Origin of the sequence: Pseudomonas sp. H11T01 (assembly GCF_048515765.1) — a bacterium.
Classification (GTDB): domain Bacteria; phylum Pseudomonadota; class Gammaproteobacteria; order Pseudomonadales; family Pseudomonadaceae; genus Aquipseudomonas.
The window spans coordinates 101528-121061 of sequence record NZ_JBLYED010000013.1 but is presented as its reverse complement, the minus strand read 5'-3'; the positions used below and the strand labels follow the sequence as shown (position 1 = coordinate 121061).

18 protein-coding genes are annotated in these 19534 nt (G+C 59.5%); 10 read left to right on the top strand and 8 right to left on the bottom strand.

The window, feature by feature from the left end; translation table 11 throughout:
• Positions 1-21: 21 nt before the first annotated feature.
• The 3 genes from ACN1C3_RS18665 to ACN1C3_RS18655 are packed head-to-tail and all read right to left on the bottom strand — an operon-like array spanning position 22 to position 2329.
• Positions 22-1341 carry a sensor histidine kinase gene (locus tag ACN1C3_RS18665; RefSeq protein WP_419117251.1) on the bottom strand — a complete coding sequence of 440 codons (1320 nt, stop codon included), beginning with the start codon at positions 1339-1341 and terminating at the stop codon, positions 22-24.
• Positions 1338-2006, bottom strand: coding sequence for a response regulator transcription factor (locus tag ACN1C3_RS18660; protein ID WP_419117250.1), 669 nt, complete (start codon positions 2004-2006; stop codon positions 1338-1340). The genes ACN1C3_RS18665 and ACN1C3_RS18660 overlap by 4 nt, the downstream gene beginning before the upstream one ends.
• Positions 2006-2329, bottom strand: coding sequence for a PepSY domain-containing protein (locus ACN1C3_RS18655; protein WP_419117249.1), 324 nt, complete (start codon positions 2327-2329; stop codon positions 2006-2008). The genes ACN1C3_RS18660 and ACN1C3_RS18655 overlap by 1 nt, the downstream gene beginning before the upstream one ends.
• Before the next feature lie 205 nt (positions 2330-2534).
• Between ACN1C3_RS18655 and ACN1C3_RS18650 the strand changes: the two genes are divergently transcribed.
• The 3 genes from ACN1C3_RS18650 to codA all read left to right on the top strand — a co-directional run bounded on the left by ACN1C3_RS18650 (position 2535) and on the right by codA (position 5612).
• Entirely contained in the window at positions 2535-3614 is a 1080-nt protein-coding gene (locus ACN1C3_RS18650; RefSeq protein WP_419117248.1) for a patatin-like phospholipase family protein, read from the top strand.
• A 95-nt stretch (positions 3615-3709) separates the two neighbouring features.
• Entirely contained in the window at positions 3710-4066 is a 357-nt protein-coding gene (gene queD, locus ACN1C3_RS18645; RefSeq protein WP_019692825.1) for a 6-carboxytetrahydropterin synthase QueD, read from the top strand.
• A 292-nt stretch (positions 4067-4358) separates the two neighbouring features.
• On the top strand, positions 4359-5612 hold the full coding sequence (codA, locus tag ACN1C3_RS18640; RefSeq protein ID WP_419117247.1) for a cytosine deaminase: 1254 nt from the start codon (positions 4359-4361) through the stop codon (positions 5610-5612).
• A 151-nt stretch (positions 5613-5763) separates the two neighbouring features.
• On the opposite strand, the gene ACN1C3_RS18635 is transcribed toward codA, so the two are convergent.
• Genes ACN1C3_RS18635 through ACN1C3_RS18625 form a run of 3 tightly spaced genes read right to left on the bottom strand, consistent with a single transcriptional unit; the run spans position 5764 to position 8228 of the window.
• Positions 5764-6756 carry a diaminopimelate epimerase gene (locus ACN1C3_RS18635; RefSeq protein ID WP_419117246.1) on the bottom strand — a complete coding sequence of 331 codons (993 nt, stop codon included), beginning with the start codon at positions 6754-6756 and terminating at the stop codon, positions 5764-5766.
• Positions 6753-7181: a RidA family protein gene (locus tag ACN1C3_RS18630; RefSeq protein WP_419117245.1), complete on the bottom strand. Its 429-nt coding sequence runs from the start codon at positions 7179-7181 to the stop codon at positions 6753-6755. Before ACN1C3_RS18630 ends, ACN1C3_RS18635 begins: the two co-directional genes overlap by 4 nt.
• A 48-nt stretch (positions 7182-7229) precedes the next feature.
• Complete coding sequence (locus ACN1C3_RS18625; protein ID WP_419117244.1) at positions 7230-8228, bottom strand: cyclase family protein; 999 nt, start codon at positions 8226-8228, stop codon at positions 7230-7232.
• Between the two features lie 99 nt (positions 8229-8327).
• On the opposite strand from ACN1C3_RS18625, the gene ACN1C3_RS18620 reads away from it, so the two are divergent.
• On the top strand, positions 8328-9218 hold the full coding sequence (locus ACN1C3_RS18620) for a LysR substrate-binding domain-containing protein (protein WP_419117243.1): 891 nt from the start codon (positions 8328-8330) through the stop codon (positions 9216-9218).
• A gap of 93 nt (positions 9219-9311) precedes the next feature.
• Complete coding sequence (locus tag ACN1C3_RS18615; protein WP_419117242.1) at positions 9312-10463, top strand: MFS transporter; 1152 nt, start codon at positions 9312-9314, stop codon at positions 10461-10463.
• 180 nt (positions 10464-10643) lie between these two features.
• Here the strand turns inward: ACN1C3_RS18615 and ACN1C3_RS18610 are convergent, their stop codons facing one another.
• Both ACN1C3_RS18610 and ACN1C3_RS18605 read right to left on the bottom strand, forming a co-directional pair.
• Positions 10644-10841, bottom strand: coding sequence for a YbdD/YjiX family protein (locus tag ACN1C3_RS18610; protein WP_419116328.1), 198 nt, complete (start codon positions 10839-10841; stop codon positions 10644-10646).
• Between the two features lie 15 nt (positions 10842-10856).
• A complete protein-coding gene (locus ACN1C3_RS18605) occupies positions 10857-12914 on the bottom strand; it encodes a carbon starvation CstA family protein (protein WP_419117241.1) in 2058 nt (685 codons plus the stop codon).
• Between the two features lie 290 nt (positions 12915-13204).
• Between ACN1C3_RS18605 and ACN1C3_RS18600 the strand changes: the two genes are divergently transcribed.
• The 5 genes from ACN1C3_RS18600 (at position 13205) to ACN1C3_RS18580 (ending at position 19399) form a co-directional block, all read left to right on the top strand.
• A complete protein-coding gene (locus ACN1C3_RS18600; protein WP_419117240.1) occupies positions 13205-14560 on the top strand; it encodes a cache domain-containing protein in 1356 nt (451 codons plus the stop codon).
• A 40-nt stretch (positions 14561-14600) separates the two neighbouring features.
• Positions 14601-15233 (top strand): response regulator, encoded by a 633-nt coding sequence (locus ACN1C3_RS18595; protein ID WP_419117239.1) that lies wholly within the window; start codon positions 14601-14603, stop codon positions 15231-15233.
• Positions 15234-15421: 188 nt separating this feature from the next.
• Positions 15422-15994, top strand: a complete 573-nt coding sequence (locus ACN1C3_RS18590) for an Hsp20/alpha crystallin family protein (RefSeq protein ID WP_419117238.1) — start codon at positions 15422-15424, stop codon at positions 15992-15994.
• Positions 15995-16199: 205 nt separating this feature from the next.
• Complete coding sequence (ftsH, locus tag ACN1C3_RS18585; RefSeq protein ID WP_419117237.1) at positions 16200-18041, top strand: ATP-dependent zinc metalloprotease FtsH; 1842 nt, start codon at positions 16200-16202, stop codon at positions 18039-18041.
• Positions 18042-18046: 5 nt separating this feature from the next.
• Entirely contained in the window at positions 18047-19399 is a 1353-nt protein-coding gene (locus ACN1C3_RS18580) for an erythromycin esterase family protein (RefSeq protein ID WP_419117236.1), read from the top strand.
• Positions 19400-19534 lie beyond the last annotated feature (135 nt).

The following is a 19534-nucleotide window of genomic DNA, read 5'->3' as shown; positions in this document are numbered from 1 at the left end:
GGCTGGGGTGAGGGGTGGTTCTCAGACCTGCCGCCCAGGCAACTCAATCACCACCTTCAACCCACCCAGCTCACTACTCAGCAATTGCATCCCGCCGCCCCACGCCTCGACGATATCGCGCACGATGCCCAGACCCAGGCCATGGCCGTCGGTCTGCTCATCCAGCCGCGCACCGCGGCTGAACACCTGATCGCGGTTTTCTTCGGGAATCCCTGGTCCGTCATCCTCCACCAGCAAACGAAAACCCTCAGCCGTCTCGACGATGCTCAACTTCACCTCGGCATCCGCCCATTTGCAGGCGTTGTCCAGCAGGTTGCCGAGCAATTCGATCAAGTCTTCCCGATCCCATGGCAGGTGCAAGCCGGGACGCACAATAGGGCTGAGTTCAAGGTGTTCGCCGTGGATCATGTTCAATGTGGCCAGCAAACCGGGCAGTTCGGCATCGCAATCGAACTGCGCACCGGGCAAGGCATCCCCGGCCAGACGAGCACGATTGAGTTCACGATTGAGTCGCTGCTGCACCTGTTCGAGTTGCGCCTGCAAGATCTTGCGCAACTCCGGGTGGGCGTCCAGCTTTTCGCTCGATGCCAGGCTCAACAACACCGCCAGCGGAGTTTTCAGGGCATGCCCCAGATTACCCAAGGCATTGCGTGAACGCTTGAGGCTGTCTTCGGTATGCGCGAGCAAGTGGTTGATCTGCGCCACCAGCGGCTCCAGCTCAACCGGCACTTGGGCATCCAGTTGTGAACGCTTGCCCTGCTGCAGTTGAGCGATCTGTTCCCGGGCCCTTTCCAGCGGACGCAAGGCTCGGCGTACCGTGACACGCTGCAAAATCAAAATCAGCAGCAAACCCGCCAGACCGAGGCCAAGGCCAATCTGCTGCATGCGCTGAAAGCTTTCCCGTACCGGTGTGTAATCCTGCGCCACGCTGATGGAAATCGATTGGCCCAGCCGTCGATAGTCACTGCGCAAGACCAGCAACTGCTGCCCTTCCGGTCCCAATTGCAGATTACTTTGCAGGCCCGCCTGTTCCAGTATTGGCAGTTCTTGATCCCATAAGGAGCGCGAGCGCCAATGGACGTCGGCAAAATCGATGTGAAAGTAATGCCCGGAAAACGGCCGCTGATAGACCGGTGACAAACGTCGCTCATCCAGTTGCAGCCCCTGTGGGCCGCGCACCAATGCCATCAACAAGTTTTCACTGTCGTTGCGCAGACCGGCTTCCAGATAGCGCTGCAACCCCATTTCGAACAGCCAGAGACCGGTCTGCAACAGCACCAGGCAGACGACCACCATGACGCTGATCAGTCCCAGACTCAAACGGCGCTGAATCGACCTCACCGCGTTTGCCCACCGAACAGATAGCCCTGACCGCGACGGGTTTCGATCACGCTGCGGCCGAGCTTGCGCCGCAGATGATTGACGTGGACTTCCAGCACATTGGAGTCGCGCTCGGTTTCACCGTCGTACAAGTGTTCGGCGAGATGGCCTTTGGAAAGGATTTGCTCAGGGTGCAGCATGAAATAACGCAACAGCCGAAACTCTGCGGCCGTCAGCTGTATATCGGCGCCATCGCGGGTCACGCATTGGCGCCCCTCATCCAGGTGCAGGCCGGCGGCTTTGAGGGTCGGCTGATTGGCCTGGCCGTGGGAACGTCGCAGCAGCGCCTGAACCCGCAAGTGCAATTCCTCGGGATGGAACGGCTTGGTCAGGTAGTCGTCGGCGCCGGCCTTGAGCCCTTCGATGCGCTCGGCCCAGGAACCACGGGCGGTGAGGATCAATACGGGCGTGGCCAGACCACTGGCGCGCCACTGGGTCAATACCTCAAGCCCCGACAACCCCGGCAAGCCAAGGTCGAGAATGATCAAGTCATAGGGCTCGCTGCTGCCCTGATACACCGCGTCACGGCCGTCGGCCAGCCAATCGACGGCGTAGCCCTGGCGATTGAGCCCGGCCATCAACTCGTCAGCCAGCGGGACGTGGTCTTCCACCAGAAGCAGGCGCATCAGTCGTCTTCCTTGTCTTTCAATAGCTCGCCAGTGTTGGCGTCGAGTTCGATGTCACGCACCACGCCCTCGACGGTCAGCAGTTCTATGTCGTAGATATAGCGCACGCGTTGGTCTTTACGTTCCTCGAGGTCAGCGTCCAACAGCTTGGCACCCGGGTAGCGTTGCATGACCGCCCCCAGCAGTTGCTCGAGCGGCGCGATCACCCCCTGCTGACGCAGGTGCAGGGCTTTGTCCTGATCCAGGTCACGGGCCACGACCATCGAGCAAAAAGCCAGAAGCGCCAGAGCAGTCCGGCTGCAGGCGCGCAGATTTACCTTCATTACGTTTCCTGATGATCCTTGAGAAACTGCCCGCTGACAGCGTCCAATTCGAGGTCCCACTCAACACCCTAAGCAGTTCCACCTGAGTAGATGTAAACCTACAGGCCCCACGATAGCCACATCAACTTAACTGAAACTGAATTGCCATCATGGAAACCGTTACCGACTCTTCTACAATCCCCCGCTCGCACGTATTGAGGCCGGTATGACCGCTATCCACATCAAATTCCCCGCCCTGACCCTCAAAGCCGGAAAACGCGTTTTTACGCGGATCCGTGAAAACGGTTTGAGCGCCGTCGATGTCGGTACGCTGCCGGGCGCGGCCGGTGGGCCGAAAGCCTTGGGCATTCAGGGACTGGATCTGGCGTTGTTTGGTGAGTGGCTACCGGCGGCCCCGCGGGAACGCTCATTGATTGGTGCGTCGGTTGGTTCCTGGCGCTTTGCCAGCGCCTGCTTGCCGGATGCCGTGCAGGGGATCAGGCGTCTGGGCCAGCTCTACAACGAGCAAAGCTTCGCCAAAGGCGTGACCATGGCGCAAGTCAGCCATAGTTCGCAACGTATGCTGCACGACCTGCTTGACGGTCGCGACGCTTCGATCCTCAACAATCCGGACTATCGACTGAACATCATGGTGGTGAAAAGTCACGGTCTGCTGGCCGACGATCACCGTGGTCGCCTGGGGTTGGGCTTGTCGTCGGTGATCGCCGATAACCTGCGCGGGCGCTCACGGCTGTCCCGGCATTTCGAACGACTGATTCTGCATGACCCACGCCTGGCACCACCGCTCCACGCCCTCAACGACTTTCCTTCACGCTTTGTGACGCTGGACGCCGCCAACCTGCGCCAGGCCTTGCTGGCCTCAGGCTCGATCCCGATGATCATGGAAGGCGTGCGCGACTTGCCCGGCGCGGGTGTCGGCACCTATCGCGACGGCGGCCTACTGGATTACCACCTCGACTTGCCCTACAGCGGCGACGACATTGTGCTCTACCCACACTTCACCGACCGGGTGATTCCCGGTTGGTTCGACAAGAGCCTGCCGTGGCGACGCGGCAACCTGCAGCGGTTGCAGGACGTCTTGCTGCTGGCGCCCTCCAGGGATTACCTGTCCCGCCTGCCCTACGGCAAACTGCCAGATCGTAACGACTTCAAGCGTTTCATGGGCGATGACCAGAGCCGGCAAAAATACTGGCGCACGGCCATGGATGAAAGTCGCCGGCTCGGTGACGAGTTCCTTGAGTTGGCAGCGAACGGTCGACTGGGGCAGAACTTGCTGACCCTTTAGTCAGTGTTTTCCCGCAACGACAAACCCAAGCTGTTAAACTCGCCACCTGACTTCATCGCCGCTGGCGATAGCCACCTGACAGAGCTCAAACCACTGTGGAAATCTTCAAAGAGTTTACCTTCGAGTCCGCCCACCGCCTGCCTCACGTTCCAGAAGGCCACAAGTGCGGACGCCTGCATGGCCACTCGTTCAAGGTGGCGATTCACCTGAGCGGCGACCTCGATCCGCACACCGGCTGGATTCGCGACTTCTCGGAAATCAAGGCGATCTTCAAGCCGCTCTACGAACGCCTCGATCACAATTATTTGAACGATATTCCTGGTCTGGAAAATCCGACCAGCGAAGTCCTGGCCAAATGGATCTGGAACGAGTTGAAGCCCCTGCTGCCGGAGCTCAGTGCAATCCGCATCCACGAAACCTGCACCAGCGGCTGCATCTATCACGGCGAATAAGCCGGCGATTCAAAAAAACCACCGGCCCGGTGGTTTTTTTATGGTCGAAGAGAACGGCTTGCGGCGGGTCTATATGAGCAAGTCGTTGGGGTGAAAGGGTATGGTCGGAAGGGCCTAGTGGGAGCGGGCTTGCCCGCGAAGCGAACCCCGCGGTGTATCAGACATTGCGTGTCTTCGTTCTACGCGGGCAAGCCCGCTCCCACAGGTTCTGCGATTCCGCTATCGTGATCGTTATCCGCGCCTGACTGCTTGCGCGGTGTGTGCCCAAGAGTGAATAAAAAGGACTGTCGCGATGCATATCATCAACGCCCGCCTGCGCAACCGTGAAGGTCTGCATGAACTGCACCTGGAAAACGGCTTGATCGCCAACATTGCCCGGCAAACCGAAGCACCGACACTCGGTCCTGAAGATCTGGATGCCGGCGGCAATCTGGTGGTGCCACCCTTCGTCGAACCGCACATTCACCTCGACGCCACCCTCACTGCTGGCGAGCCGCGCTGGAACATGAGCGGCACGCTGTTCGAAGGCATCGAATGCTGGGGCGAACGCAAGGCGACTATTACTTTGGAGGACACCAAGACCCGCGCCAGGAAAACCATCCGTACCCTCGCCGCCCATGGCATCCAGCATGTGCGAACCCATATTGATGTCACCGACCCCACGCTGACCGCCCTCAAGGCGATGCTCGAAGTGCGCGAGGAAAGTCGCCATCTGATCGATCTGCAGATCGTCGCGTTTCCGCAAGAAGGCATCGAGTCCTACCGCAACGGCCGGGAGCTGATGGAGGAAGCCATTCTGCTGGGCGCCGATGTAATTGGCGGCATTCCGCATTTTGAATACACCCGCGATCAAGGGGTGAGCTCGATCAAATTCCTGATGGACCTGGCCGAACGCACCGGCTGCCTGGTGGACGTGCATTGCGACGAAACCGACGACCCACATTCGCGCTTCCTCGAAGTGCTCGCCGAAGAAGCCCGCAGCCGCGACATGGGCGCCCGGGTCACGGCCAGCCACACCACCGCCATGGGCTCCTACGACAACGCCTACTGCGCCAAATTGTTCCGCCTTCTCGGACATTCCGGGATCAGCTTCGTCTCCTGCCCGACTGAAAGCATTCACCTGCAAGGACGCTTCGACAACTTCCCGAAACGCCGTGGTGTGACCCGGGTCAACGAGTTGCTCGAGGCCGGTATGAATGTCTGTTTTGGTCAGGACTCCATCGTCGATCCCTGGTATCCACTGGGTAACGGCAACATCCTGCGGGTGCTCGAAGCCGGTCTGCATATCTGTCACATGCTCGGCTACCGCAATCTGCAAAGCGCCCTGGACCTGGTCACCGACAACAGCGCCAAGGCCATGGCCCTGGGCGATCGTTATGGACTGGAACCGGGTCGCCCGGCCAATCTGTTGATTCTGTCGGCTGACAGCGATTACGAAGTGATCCGCAGCCAAGGGCTGCCGTTGTATTCGATTCGTGGTGGGGAAGTGTTGATGAAGAGGCAGATGCCGCAGGTGGAATGGGTTGGGGATTCGGGCTACAGCTGATCGGCTTTAGAGACTCGCTCGCCGGACTGACGCCATCGCGAGCAAGCCCGCTCCCACATTGGTTCTGCGCTGATCACACCATCGTGGGCTGACGCAGATCAAGTGTGGGAGCGGGCTTGCTCGCGATGGCAATCCGTCAGTCTCCACAGATTTATAAAATCAACCGCGCCGTCCCGAACAACCTGACGCTACTCAATTCGCCGTCCTTTTCTTTTAGAAAAACCGGCGCCGTGCCGCCCGGCATGATCACCGCAACTTCCCCCGCCGAAACCCAACCCACGCTCCAGGCCGCGCAGGCCACCGCGCTGGCGCTGGTGCCGGAGGACGCGGTCGGACCTTCGCCGCGTTCGAACACCCGGGCGACGATCCGGGCTTCAGACTCCAGCATCGCCCATTGCAGGTTGACCCCGACCGGGCAAGGCTCGCCAGCACCGGTTGGCATCGCGAACGCAATGCGGGTCAGACCTGAAGACAAACCAGGCTCGCACATCTGCTCATTGCTCGGCAGCGCATCCGCTCCTGCCACCAGCGTCACGCAATGGGGATTGCCGATGCGCACGAACTGGCTGTGATCCCACACCGGGTTCAAGCGGGAAAGCGGCGCTACCTTGCTCAGACCGTGACCGTTCAATTCGGCGACCTCAACGCCCAAAGCACCTACGGCCTGCGGCCCAAATGCAGGTTTGCCCAAGTCCAGCCAAAAACCGTGGACACCTTCCACCTGCGCAGGCTCTACCGAGGTTTCCACCGGCGACACGGCATCACGCTTGTCATGATGAACCTTGAGCACACAAGGCCCTTGCGCCGGCATTAACCCTTGATCTGTCAACGCCTGAGCAAAGATGGTCAAACCATTACCACTGCGTTCGGCCAGGCTGCCGTCGGTGTTGACGATCAGCAGGTCGTAGGGCGGCGCAGCCTGAAACGGGCCGATGAGCAATCCATCCGAACGATGGGCCTTGGCGCCTGCCGGTCTGGTATCCGGTGCCCAGGCGCAAAAAGCTTCCACCGCCGGCAACGCCCAATCAACGAGGGTTTGAGCGGCTTGAGGTGCCAGCTCTGGAAGTTCGATTCCTCGTTGACGCACCCCTTCGGGTGAGACAACGGCGTAGATATTGCCGCGGGCATCGTAGAACTGCGTCATACAGCAACAGCCGCCATCGCCTCGATCTCGAACAACATGCCGTCCAGCGCCAGCCTTGGCACCGGGATCAGGGTGCAGGCCGGCTTGGGGGCTGAACCCCAGACCCGATGCAGCTCCTCGCCGAAAATTTCCAGACGCTCCAGGCTGTGGTCGACGATCAATACCGTCAGCTTGGCAACATCACTCACCTCGGCACCGGCCGCTGCCAGAGCGATCTGCAGATTGTCCAGCGCCTGCCGGACCTGCTCGGCGAAATCACTCGATAACTGACTGTCCGCGTTCTCGCCGCCTTGCCCTGCGATAAACACCAGCCGTGCGCCAGCCGCCACTTGGGCCACATGGGAATAGCCATTGGCGGTCGGATCGTAAAGCCCTGGCGGGTTCGACAGTTGCAGCGTTGGCGCGTGTTGTTTATCCGATTGCATCGAATTCTCCTTAATTGATGAGTGAGCGGAACGGTTGCAACTTTCCACTTATTTGATCGGCAATGCCACTGGCCGGATCGGTGCCGCGTCCGCACCTCGAAACTTCAGTGAAGCACCGATAAAGGCAAATTCATAAACCCGGTCGCGAGACAAACCTTCGAGATTGACCAGCTCCATGATCGGCGCGCCTTTGATTGCCAGCAGATAGGTATGCAATGGCAAATAGTTACCCTCCACTTCCGAGGGGAACGTCTCGAAACTCAGGTTATCCACGCCCACCACCATTGCTTCGCCGTCCTCGATCAGGAATTTTGCGGCGTCCAGGCTCAAACCCGGTGGGTTGGCCATGTAAACCTGGGCGTTTTCATAATCACGCATGCGCCCGGTCCGGATGAGCACGACGTCACCTTTTTGCAGCGCCACACCCTGGATTTTCAAGGCCTCGCGCAGGTCTTCGCGGGTGACCCGGTAGCTGTCGGGCAACATCTCCAGCCCCTTGGCCGCTGCGACGTCGATCAACACGCCGCGAGCGACAATCGGTGGAAGTTTTTCCGCGCCGGTGACGTTCCAGCCACGATCCCCCAAATGCTCGTCAGCGCGAAAGCCGTTCCAGATTTTGCCGTTCAAGCCAAAGTGATTAAGAGCATCGATGTGGGTACCCATGTGCGCATACATCGACACCGCTGAACCGCTGTAGCTGACGTGCTGGTTCATCGGTTCGCCGACCTTCATCGGGTCGGCGATCACATTGCCATGGGGGGTGTGCGTCATCCACATCTGGTACGCCGGATCACCGGCAGCCTGCCAACTGGGCATGCCAACAAAGTACTCGACCGCCAGATCGTAGACGTGTGAACCACTCACCCGGGCCATGATCGCGGCGCGGGACTGGGGGGTGATCAGGTTCAGACGACCGATTTCATCCTTCGGCCCCCAAGGGCTGACGCCGACATCCGCTGCAGCCTGCGCCGCGCCACCGAGCAGCGAGACCAGCAACGGCAATACAGCACGTCGGGAAATGGTTTTGATCGCGGGGAAAGCCGCCATGACATCACTCCTTGCAGATTGAAGTCGTCATGGTATTGAATCGTTTTTTATAGATAATCACCCTTCTGCTTAATACATATTCAACCAGGAAGAAATTATATGGACCTGCTGATGGCCATGCGCACCTTCCGCCGGGTGGTGGAGCGGGCCAGTTTCAGCAAAGCGGCCGTTGACCTTGAGCAATCCACTGCGGCCGTGAGCAAGCAGGTTCGTCAGCTCGAGCAGCGTCTGGGCACCTTGCTGATTCTGCGCACCACCCGCCGTATGAGCCTGTCCGAAGCCGGACAGGCCTACTTCAGCGAGTGCTGTCATCTGCTCGACGAACTCGATGCACTTGAACGGGCCACGTTGGCCGGAGCCAGCGAGCCGAGTGGACGCCTGCGGGTCAATGCACCGTTGTCGTTCGGCCTCAAGGTGCTCTCGCCGGTGCTGGTGAAATTCATGCAGCGCTATCCACAGTTAAAGGTCGAGTTAACCCTGGATGACCGCGTACTGGACGTGGTCAGCGAAGGCTTCGACGTGTCATTGCGGATCCGCACCAGCCTGCCCGACTCTTCATTGATTGCACGGAGCCTGGGAGAGGTCGAACAGATTATCTGCGCTTCACCGGGTTATCTAAGCGCCCACGGCACACCGACCACCGCCGAAGATCTGCGTCAGCACGCCTGCCTCGCCTACCGACTGGCCGAACACCCCGGCAGTTGGCAACTCGAAGGCCCGAACGGTCATACGCGGCTTGAACTGCCGGTGCGTTTTGCCGTGGACAATAGCCTGATGCTCGGCGACATGCTGCTGGCCGGACTGGGCATCGGCGCCCTGCCCTCGTTCATTGCGTTGCCGCTGCTGGAAAGCGGTCAGTTGCAACGGGTCTTGCCGGAACATTCGATGTCCCGACGCAGCATCTATGCGCTGTACGCGAGCAACCGCCATCTCTCGCAAAAAATCCGGGTGTTTGTCGACTTTCTGGCCGAGAGGTTAAGTGACGGCTGACATTACCGACTATCGGCGCCTCGCCCGACGCAGCCTGATGTGCAAGGATGTTGCGCTGCACATCGTTATCGGCCGCATTGCCAAGGATTTTTCATGACCGCCATCAGTACCCCAGCACCCGTGGTCCCCGGGCGTCTGGAGCAAATGTCCACGCGCATCGCCTTCTTTATTGCCGGTTTCGGCATCGCCGCCTGGGCGCCGCTGGTGCCTTACGCCAAAGCACGGGCCCGACTCGATGAAGGGACACTCGGTTTGTTGCTGCTGTGTCTGGGTGTCGGTTCGATCATAGCCATGCCAGTGGCCGGGATCCTGGCCTCGCGCTTCGGTTGCCGTCGGGTGATGACCGGCGGGACGATGCTGATCTGTCTGGCACTTCCGTTATTGGCGACGGTGTCCTCGATTCCGTTGTTGATCGCTGCGTTGTTCATGTTCGGCGCCGGACTCGGTTCGGTGGACTCCACGGTGAATCTGCAAGCGGTGATTGTCGAACGGGCCAGTGGCAAAACCATGATGTCGGGCTTCCACGGCTTGTTCAGCCTCGGCGGGATTGTCGGCGCGGCCGGGGTCAGTGCGCTGCTGGGTTTGGGGATGTCACCGTTGGGCGCGATGCTGGTGGTGATTGTGTTTCTGGTGCTCGCGCTGCTCAAGGCCGCGCCGCACATGTTGCCCTATGGCAGCGAAAGCTCTGGCCCGGCCTTCGCCGTGCCCCATGGCGTGGTGCTGTTTATTGGCTGCCTGTGTTTTATCGTGTTTCTTGCAGAAGGCGCGGTGCTCGACTGGAGCGCGGTGTTCCTGACGTCTGAGCGCCATCTCGACGCCGCCTACGCCGGCCTGGGTTACGCGGCATTCGCCCTGACCATGACCGCCGGTCGCCTGACCGGCGATGCCATCGTGCACCGGCTCGGTGCCAAACGGGTGATCATTATCGGCGGGCTCACCGCCGCCGCTGGCCTACTGCTCGCGACCCTGGCCCCGGCCTGGGAAGCGGCGCTGGTGGGTTATGCGTTGGTGGGCGCGGGCTGTTCGAACATTGTGCCGGTGCTGTACACCGCCGTCGGCAAACAAAAAGTCATGCCCGAAAGCATCGCCGTGCCGGCCATTACCACCCTGGGCTACGCCGGCATCCTCGCCGGTCCCGCGGTGATTGGCTTTATCGCCCACGGCAGCAGTTTGAGCATTGCCTTTGGCTTGATTGCGCTGCTGTTGTTGGCCGTTGCGGCCAGTGGGAAAGTGTTGAAGGCTTAAAGCTCGCGCCTACAAGGAACCGCATTGACCCTGTAGGAGCCCGGCTTGTGTGGGAGCGGGCTTGCCCGCGAAGCGAACGCCGCGGTTTTTCAGGCATTACGCGTCATCGTTCTTCGCGGGCAAGCCCGGCTCCCACACAAGCCGGGCTCCTACATTGGTGTGCTGTCTAAGCGCCGTGTATCAACAGCACTTGGGACCACCCTTGCCGCCGTAACGGGCCTCCTGGCGTTCGCGAAAGAACGCCTCGTAGGTCATGACCGGCTTGTCCGGGTGTTTGGTGTGCATATGCTCGACGTAGTTGTCGTAGTCGGGCATGCCGACCATCAGGCGTGCGGCCTGACCGAGGTATTTACCGAGGCGACTCAGGTCATTGAACATGTCTGCACTCCTCGATTACGCGTCCGGCAGAGCCTGGAAGGGTGATTCTTTATCCGTGCGTTCTTTGGTGCCCCAGGCGGCGATACCGACCTTGAGCGCATAGAACAGGATGCTGAACACCACGAACAGGAACAGCGCTGTCAGGGTCGCGTTGGTGTAGGCGTTGTAGATCACGTGCTGCATCTGGGTGATGTCCTTGGCCGGGGCCAGGATCTGACCGTTGGCCAGCGCATCACTGTACTTCCTGGCCAGGGACAGGAAACCGATCGCCGGGTTGGCGTCGAACAGTTTGATGAAGCCGGCGGTGGTGGTGCAGATCAGCAGCCACACGGCAGGCAGCATGGTGACCCAGACGTAGCGCTGGCGTTTCATTTTGATCAGCACGACGGTCGCCAGCATCAGCGCAATACCGGCCAGCATCTGGTTGGAGATACCGAACAGCGGCCACAAGGTGTTGATGCCACCCAACGGGTCGATCACCCCTTGATACAGCAGGTAACCCCACATCGCCACGCAACCGGCGGTCGCAATCAGGTTGGCGGTCCAGGATTCCGTACGCCTTAGCGCCGGAACGAAGGAACCGAGCAAGTCCTGCAGCATGAAACGCCCGGCACGGGTACCGGCATCGACCGCAGTCAGGATGAACAGCGCCTCGAACAGGATCGCGAAGTGGTACCAGAATGCCATGGTGTTCTCACCCGGCAGGACATGGTGCAGGATCTGCGCGATACCGACCGCCAGGGTCGGCGCACCGCCAGCGCGGGCCAGAACGGTGGTTTCACCGATGTCTTTGGCCACGGCTTGCAGGGCTTCCGGAGTAATCGCAAAGCCCCAGCTGCTGACCGTCTGAGCAACCGAAGCAACGTCGCCGCCGACGAGGGCCGCCGGGCTGTTCATCGCGAAGTAGACACCCGGTTCGATCACCGAAGCAGCCACCATCGCCATGATGGCCACGAAGGACTCCATCAACATGCCGCCGTAACCGATGTAACGGGCATGGCCTTCGCTGGCCAGCAGCTTGGGGGTAGTCCCGGAGGCAATCAGTGCGTGGAAACCGGACACCGCCCCGCAGGCAATAGTGATGAACAGGAACGGGAACAACCCGCCCTTCCACACCGGACCGGTACCGTCGGTGAACTGGGTCAACGCCGGCATTTTCAGCTCGGGCATGGTGATCAGAATGCCGATCGCCAGGGCCATGATGGTGCCGATCTTGAGGAAGGTCGACAGGTAGTCCCGCGGCGCCAGAATCAGCCACACCGGCAGTACTGCGGCGACGAAACCGTAGCCAATCAGCATCCAGGTGATCTGGAGTCCGGTGAAGGTGAAGGCCTTGGCCCAGACCGGATCGGCGGCAATCTGCCCGCCCAACCAGATCGAACCCAGCAGCAGGAGTACCCCGACCACGGAGATTTCACCGATGCGGCCCGGGCGGATGTAGCGCATGTAAATGCCCATGAACATCGCGATCGGGATAGTCGCCATCACCGTAAAGATGCCCCATGGGCTCTCGGCCAAGGCCTTGACCACGATCAGCGCCAGCACCGCGAGGATGATGATCATGATCAGGAAGCAGCCAAATAGCGCGATGGTGCCAGGGATACGGCCCATTTCTTCACGGACCATGTCACCCAGGGAACGGCCGTTGCGGCGGGTCGACATGAACAGGACCATGAAGTCCTGCACGGCGCCGGCGAACACTACGCCAGCAATCAACCAGAGCGTGCCGGGCAGGTAGCCCATCTGCGCCGCCAGCACCGGGCCGACCAGCGGCCCCGCGCCAGCGATGGCCGCGAAGTGGTGACCGAAAAGCACATGTTTGTTGGTCGGCACATAGTCCAGACCGTCGTTGTTGAGCACTGCCGGGGTGGCCCGCAGTGGATCGATCTGCATCACATGCTTGGCAATAAACAGGCTGTAGTAGCGGTATGCGACGAGGTAGATAGCGACTGCGGCGACTACGATCCAAAGGGCGTTGATGGCTTCGCCGCGGCGCAAGGCCACGACACTCAGCGCGAACGCACCAATGACAGCCACGACAAACCAGGCGAGGTGTTTAACCAGACGGGGCATTGTGTGTCTCCTGCCGACAGCCGATGGCCTGCGGCGGTAATTATTATAATAGTGCCCCGTTATACGAGGCTCGCCTAATATCCGCGCATGTCGCCATTGGCGGAATCCGCAGTACTACGTAAGCCCCTTCTACGTAGTACTACTGAGACCCACCTTTTCAGCATTTCTACCCGTTAGTCCGTCCGCTCTCTGCGCTTGCAGGGCTGAAGTCTTTTTCGCTTATCATGCCCAATCCATGACACCCGCCAGCAGCCCTTCCGCACCGTCGCCCGGTCTGGACAGGAGTAGAGATGCAGCTCAAACACAAGATTGTTGCCCTAGGGGTTTTGCCGCTGATCCTGGCAGTGGCTGTCATTTGCGCGCTGGTGATTTTTCAGAATCGGCAGTTGGGTGAACAGCAGGCGCAGTTGATCGAAGACAGCATTCTGGCCAGCAAACGCGCGGAACTGAAAAACTACGTAGAAATGGCTAAAAGCTTGATCGAGCCGCTGTATGCAAATGGTCAGGGCGACGAACTGGCGCAACAGCGAGTCCTCGAAGAGTTGAGGAAACTCAGCTTTGGTATCGATGGCTACTTCTTTGTTTACGATCGCCAGGGTCGCAACCTGATGCACGCTCGGCAATCCGAACTGGTTGGAAAATACCTCTGGGAGATGACCGACCCCCACGGTTTGCCCGTCATTCAGGCGTTACTCAAAAGCGCGGAATCTGGAGAAGGTTTCCAGCGTTACGCCTGGAAAAAACCGTCGACGGGAGAGGTCACGGATAAACTGGCGTATGTCGTTATGCTTGACCGTTGGGGCTGGATGCTCGGTACCGGTATCTACCTCGAAGACATCGAGCAGGCCACGCAACAAGCCCGCGATGAAGTCGCGCAAGGCATACATGCCACCATGCTGGCGATCGCTGCCGTAGCGCTGATCGCCGTGCTGCTGGTGTTCGCCAGCGGCATGACCTTAAACGTCAGTGAACACCGTTTGGCCGACAAAAAACTTCAGCGACTCAATCAGCGAATCGTCAGCTTGCAGGAAGAGGAACGCTCGCGCGTGTCCCGCGAGCTGCACGACGGCATCAGCCAGTTGTTGGTGTCGATCAAGTTTCAGTTCGAGCTGGCCGCCCATATGCTCGAGGCTGGCCGGGATAATGGCTTGAGTATTTTGCGAGAAGCGACGGAGCGTTTGGGCGGCGCTATCGGAGAGGTCCGCAGCATTTCTCACGACCTGCGTTCATCGTTGCTCGACACGTTGGGCCTACCCGCGGCCATTGGACAATTAGCGACTGAATTTGAAAAACGCAGCGGTTTGCGGGTGAACTATGAAAGCAACCTGTTCGACTGTCATCTGGTCGACGGTGCGGCTGTTGCCTTGTTCCGTATCGCTCAAGAAGGGCTGACCAACATTGAGCGCCATGCTCAGGCCAGCACGGTGTCGATCACCCTGCAGGGTTCTGCCGAGGCCTTGCGCCTGATCGTCGTCGACGATGGCATCGGCTTTAATGTCACCCGAATCGAACGCCTGCACGGCGGTATAGGACTGCGCAACATACGTGAAAGAGTCGAGCACTTTGGTGGCCGATTCGATCTCCACTCAGTGCCCGGCAGGAGCGAACTGAACGTCCTCCTCCCCATGTCCCTGACCGACCTCTGATGCCGATCATTGTCAGAAAACAAATAAGAGAAATGCCCTGATGAGCCTGTCTTTCCCGATCCGTATTGCCTTGGTCGACGACCATTCACTGGTTCGCGACGGTATCCGGGCCTTACTCGCGGTGATGGCGCCTTTGGAAGTCGTCGGTGAGGCCGAAAGTGGCGCGCAGGCTATCGAAATGGTCAGTCGGACGAAACCCGATTTGCTACTGGTCGATATTGGCCTTAAAGACATGAACGGCCTTGAGTTGACCCGCCTACTGCGGCGCGAATACCCATCAATCAAGATCCTGATACTCAGCATGTACGACAACTACGAGTACGTGAGTGAATCGGTGCGCTCAGGTGCCAGCGGCTACGTGCTGAAGAACGCCCCGTCACGTGAAATCATTGCGGCTATCGAGGCGATTGCCAGCGGCGGAACCTTCTACAGCGCGGAAATCGCGCAGAAACTGGCTGCAGACAGGCACACCGATAGCGAGCTGACCCCACGTGAAAGCCAGGTTCTTTGCAAGATGGTCCAAGGACTGAACAACAAGGAAATGGCCCGCGAACTCGACATCAGTGTGCGCACCGTAGAAACCCACCGTTTGAGCATCCGCCGCAAACTCAACATCGACAAGCCCGCCGCCTTGCTCAACTACGCGATTGAACACGGGTTGATTTCCCGCTGATTTGAGCCAGGAATCCTCCATTCCACTGGTCGAAGCGCCACTGATCCAGGCCAAACAGGGTCTATTCTTATTAGGCAGACATTGAGTTCACGGGCGTTGTAAGGCTCCAGTGACTCCCTGATAGATCCACCCGAGGTGACAGAGCACACGGATATTGGCAGCCACCTCGAATCCAGAGGAGAAATGACATGTCTAGCTCCGTTAAAAAAATGCCGGTCAGTACGGAACAGAAGCCCCGCCAGACACCCGTCAGCAAGGATCTCTGGCGCCCCTTTGAATCGCTGCGCCAACAGATCGACCACCTGTTCGAAGACTTCGGTCGAGGCTCGCCGCTTTCGCCGTTCAGCCGTAGCCTCTTCGATGTTGAGCCGTTCAGCGGCAGTCTCCTCGATGTCGAACCCATCTGGCGTCGGGAGCTGAGCGGTCGTGGCATGCCCGCTGTGGACATTTGCGAGCAGGATAAAAGCTACGAAATCACCGCCGAACTTCCCGGTATGGATGAGAAGGACATTGAGATCAAACTGTCCAACGGCAGCCTGATCATCAAAGGGGAAAAGAAATCAGACAGGGAAGAACAGAGAAAGGGCTACCACCTCACTGAACGCAGCTATGGCTCATTCGAGCGGGTCTTCAACCTGCCCAAAGGGGTCGATGTCGACAAGATCGACGCGCATTTCAGCAAAGGTGTGCTGACGGTGTCTCTACCGAAAATAGCCGAGGCCATAAAGCCGGAAAAGGTCGTGAAAATCAAAGCCGACTAAAACCCTGTACCCATAGGCCCCTTGCCGGGAAAGCCTGGCAAGGGGCTTTTTGTGGCCCCTTCCTTTGTTCCCTATACATAAAACTGATCGACTGACAGCAGGTCTAAAATTTTAACCAATACTCAAGTGTAGAGCGCAGAACAACTCTGCGTGGCACTGCAACGGGTCGTTGCTCACAGGCATCATTCACTCTTGAGCCCAGACCATGAAGAAGACCGGTCAGTGGAACATTTCATACTTCCTCATCATCTTCGCTGCGTTGACACTGGCGCAGTTCTTCCTTGTCGGACGCAGTGCCGTCGAGTCGATCCCTTACAGCCAGTTCCTGCAGTTGCTGGAGGAGCACAAGGTCAGCGAATTAAGCATCGCCAAGGACCAAATCAGCGGCAAGCTGCAAGAGCCCATCAACGGTCATAACCTGTTCACCACGGTGCGGGTCGACTCCAACCTGGCGACAGAACTCGCTCAATCAAACATCAGTTTTTCCGGTGTCAACGAAAACACCTTGCTGGGCAATCTGCTCGGTTGGTTCCTGCCCTTTCTGATAATCATGGTGGTCTGGAGTCTTGTGTTCCGCGGCCTTGCCGGGAAACAGGGCATTGGCGGCCTGATGAACGTCGGCAAGTCACGGGCCAAAGTATTCGTCGAAAGCGAAACGGGGGTGACCTTCGCCGATGTGGCCGGCATTGACGAAGCCAAGGCCGAGCTGGTGGAAATCGTTTCGTTTTTGAAAGACAAGGCCAGGTACACCCGCTTGGGTGCCCATATCCCCAAGGGGACGTTGCTGGTCGGCCCTCCTGGAACCGGTAAAACCCTGGTCGCCAAGGCCATCGCCGGTGAAGCCGGGGTTCCGTTTTTCTCCATCTCCGGTTCCGAGTTCGTCGAGATGTTCGTCGGCGTCGGCGCCGCCAGGGTTCGCGACTTGTTCGAGCAGGCTCGCCAGGCGGCCCCCTGCATCATTTTCATTGACGAACTGGATGCCCTGGGAAAGATGCGGGGTATCGGCGCGCTCGGCGGCAACGACGAAAAAGAGCAGACACTCAACCAACTGTTGTCGGAGCTGGACGGCTTCGATCCTCGCGAAGGCGTGGTGCTGCTGGCCTCCACCAATCGCCCGGAAGTCCTCGACCCGGCGCTGCTGCGGGCCGGCCGCTTCGATCGTCAGATCGTCATTGATCGCCCGGACCGCAAGGGTCGGTGCGAGATTCTCAAGGTGCATATCAAGCACATCACCGCGGCCCCCAGCGCCGACTGCGAGCGCATTGCCCAGATCACAACCGGTTTCACTGGCGCAGACCTGGCGAATCTGGTCAACGAAGCCGCGATCGTTGCGACCCGTCGCGGTGCCCCGGCGGTCAGCCTCGATGACTTCACCGCTGCGGTAGAGCGCATCATCGCCGGCGTTGAACGCAAGAGCAGTCTGCTACAGCCCGAGGAGCGCCTGGTGGTCGCCTATCACGAAATGGGTCATGCCCTGGCGGCCGGCACCTTGCCGGGAATGGACCCGGTGCACAAGGTCTCGATCATTCCCCGCTCCATCGGGTCATTGGGCTATACCCTGCAACGCCCGACCGAAGATCACTTTCTGATCAGTTACCAGACGCTCAAGGATCGCATCGTAGTGTTGATGGCCGGTCGGGCCGCCGAGTACATCGTCTATGGGCAGATTTCCACGGGAGCGGCGGACGACTTGACCCGGGCCACCGATATCGCCCGGCAACTGATTACCCGTTTCGGCATGAGCACGGAGCTCGGGCAGTCGGTGCTGGAGCGCCAGACCCCCACTTATCTGGGCGACCACATGTTGAATCGGGGGGATAAGGATTACTCGGAACAAACCGCGCGGGAAATCGACCTCGGCATCAGAGCCCTGCTCGATGAAGCCTACAGTCGCGCCAAGGCATTGCTTGCGAGTCGCCGGGCCGATCTGGATGCCGGCGCCAAACTGCTGCTGGAAAAGGAAACCCTGACGCCTGAAGAGTTCCCCGCGTTGATGCCCCTTACGCCTGAGCCCTCCACGTCGGGCAACCCACTCTCATCGGAGTGACGCGCATGAACTTCTTGAAGAAACTTTCCGGCTCACAAGCCAACGGTGCTCAGGCCTCCATTGCCCCCTTGTTACGCCAGTATGCTGAGGCGCTGCCACCGTTGAATGGCGAGGCCTTCGGCGAGATGTTCGACCGTTACGCCGATGCTCGTGTGGTGATGATCGGTGAGGCCAGCCATGGTACCAGCGACTTCTACCGAACCCGGGCGGCCATCACTCAACGGCTGATTGAGCAGCATGGGTTCACTATTGTTGCCGTCGAAGCGGACTGGCCGGATGCGGGCCACGTTGACCGTTATGTCCGCGGGCTGGCGCCTTCGGCCTGGAAACGTCACATTTTCAGCCGATTCCCGACCTGGATGTGGCGCAATACCGATGTCAGAGCTTTCGCCCACTGGCTTCATCAGCACAACCACCAGAAAGCGCCCGAGCTGCGTGTCGAGTTTCGCGGGCTGGACGTTTACAGTTTGCGCAATTCCATTCGCGAGGTCTTGAACTACCTCGACCAGGGCGACCCTCAGCTTGCGCACGAAGCGCGACAGCGCTATAGCTGTCTGACACCCTGGCAGGATGATCCTGCGCTATACGGCCATTTTGTCGAACGCGGCGGCGTCATGCCTTGCGAGCACGCGGTGGTCGAGCAGCTCAATGCCATATTGGCCGAACAACTGGCAGGGCTTATTCAGGACGACGAAGCGTTCTTCAATGCCACGCAAAACGCCCAGGTGGTTCGGGCTGCGGAACAATACTACCGAGCCATTTATCGAGGCTCGACCTCCTCCTGGAACCTGCGTGACACGCATATGTTCGACACCTTGCAAGCACTGCTCGAGCATCGAGGCCCTCAAGCCAGGGCGGTGGTGTGGGCGCACAACTCCCATATCGGCAATGCCGCCGCCACGGAAATGGGCTGGAAGGGCCAGTTCAATATCGGTCAGCTGTGCCGCAGCGCCTATGGGCGCGACGTCGTGCTGATCGGCATGAGCACCGACCGTGGCCAGGTGGCGGCAGCCGATGACTGGGATGGCGACATGCGCATCAAGGACATCCGGCCATCTCGTGCGGACAGTTGGGAGCATCAATTCCTTAAGGCGGGCATCGCCGCGTCCTTGACCGACTGGCGCGATCCTCAGCGAGAAGCATTGCGCCAGGCCCTGTCCGAGCCGCTGCTGGAACGGGCCATCGGTGTGATTTATCGACCTGAAAGCGAGCTCAGCAGCCACTATTTCCAGGCGGTGCTGGCCGAGCAATTCGACGCCATGGTCTGGATTGAACAGACGCAAGCGGTGACGGCACTGCACCTGCCGAAAAGCCAAGAGCAGGAACCGGAAGACGAAACCTTTCCGTTTGGTGTGTGATACCTAAAATCTGCAGAACTTCACAGGTCTAGTGTGGGAGCGGGCTTGCTCGCGATGCAGGCAGCGAGGTTTTTCGGATGTACCGCGTCGCTGCCATCGCGAGCAAGTCGGATCGCCGCACCGCCGCTCCCACAT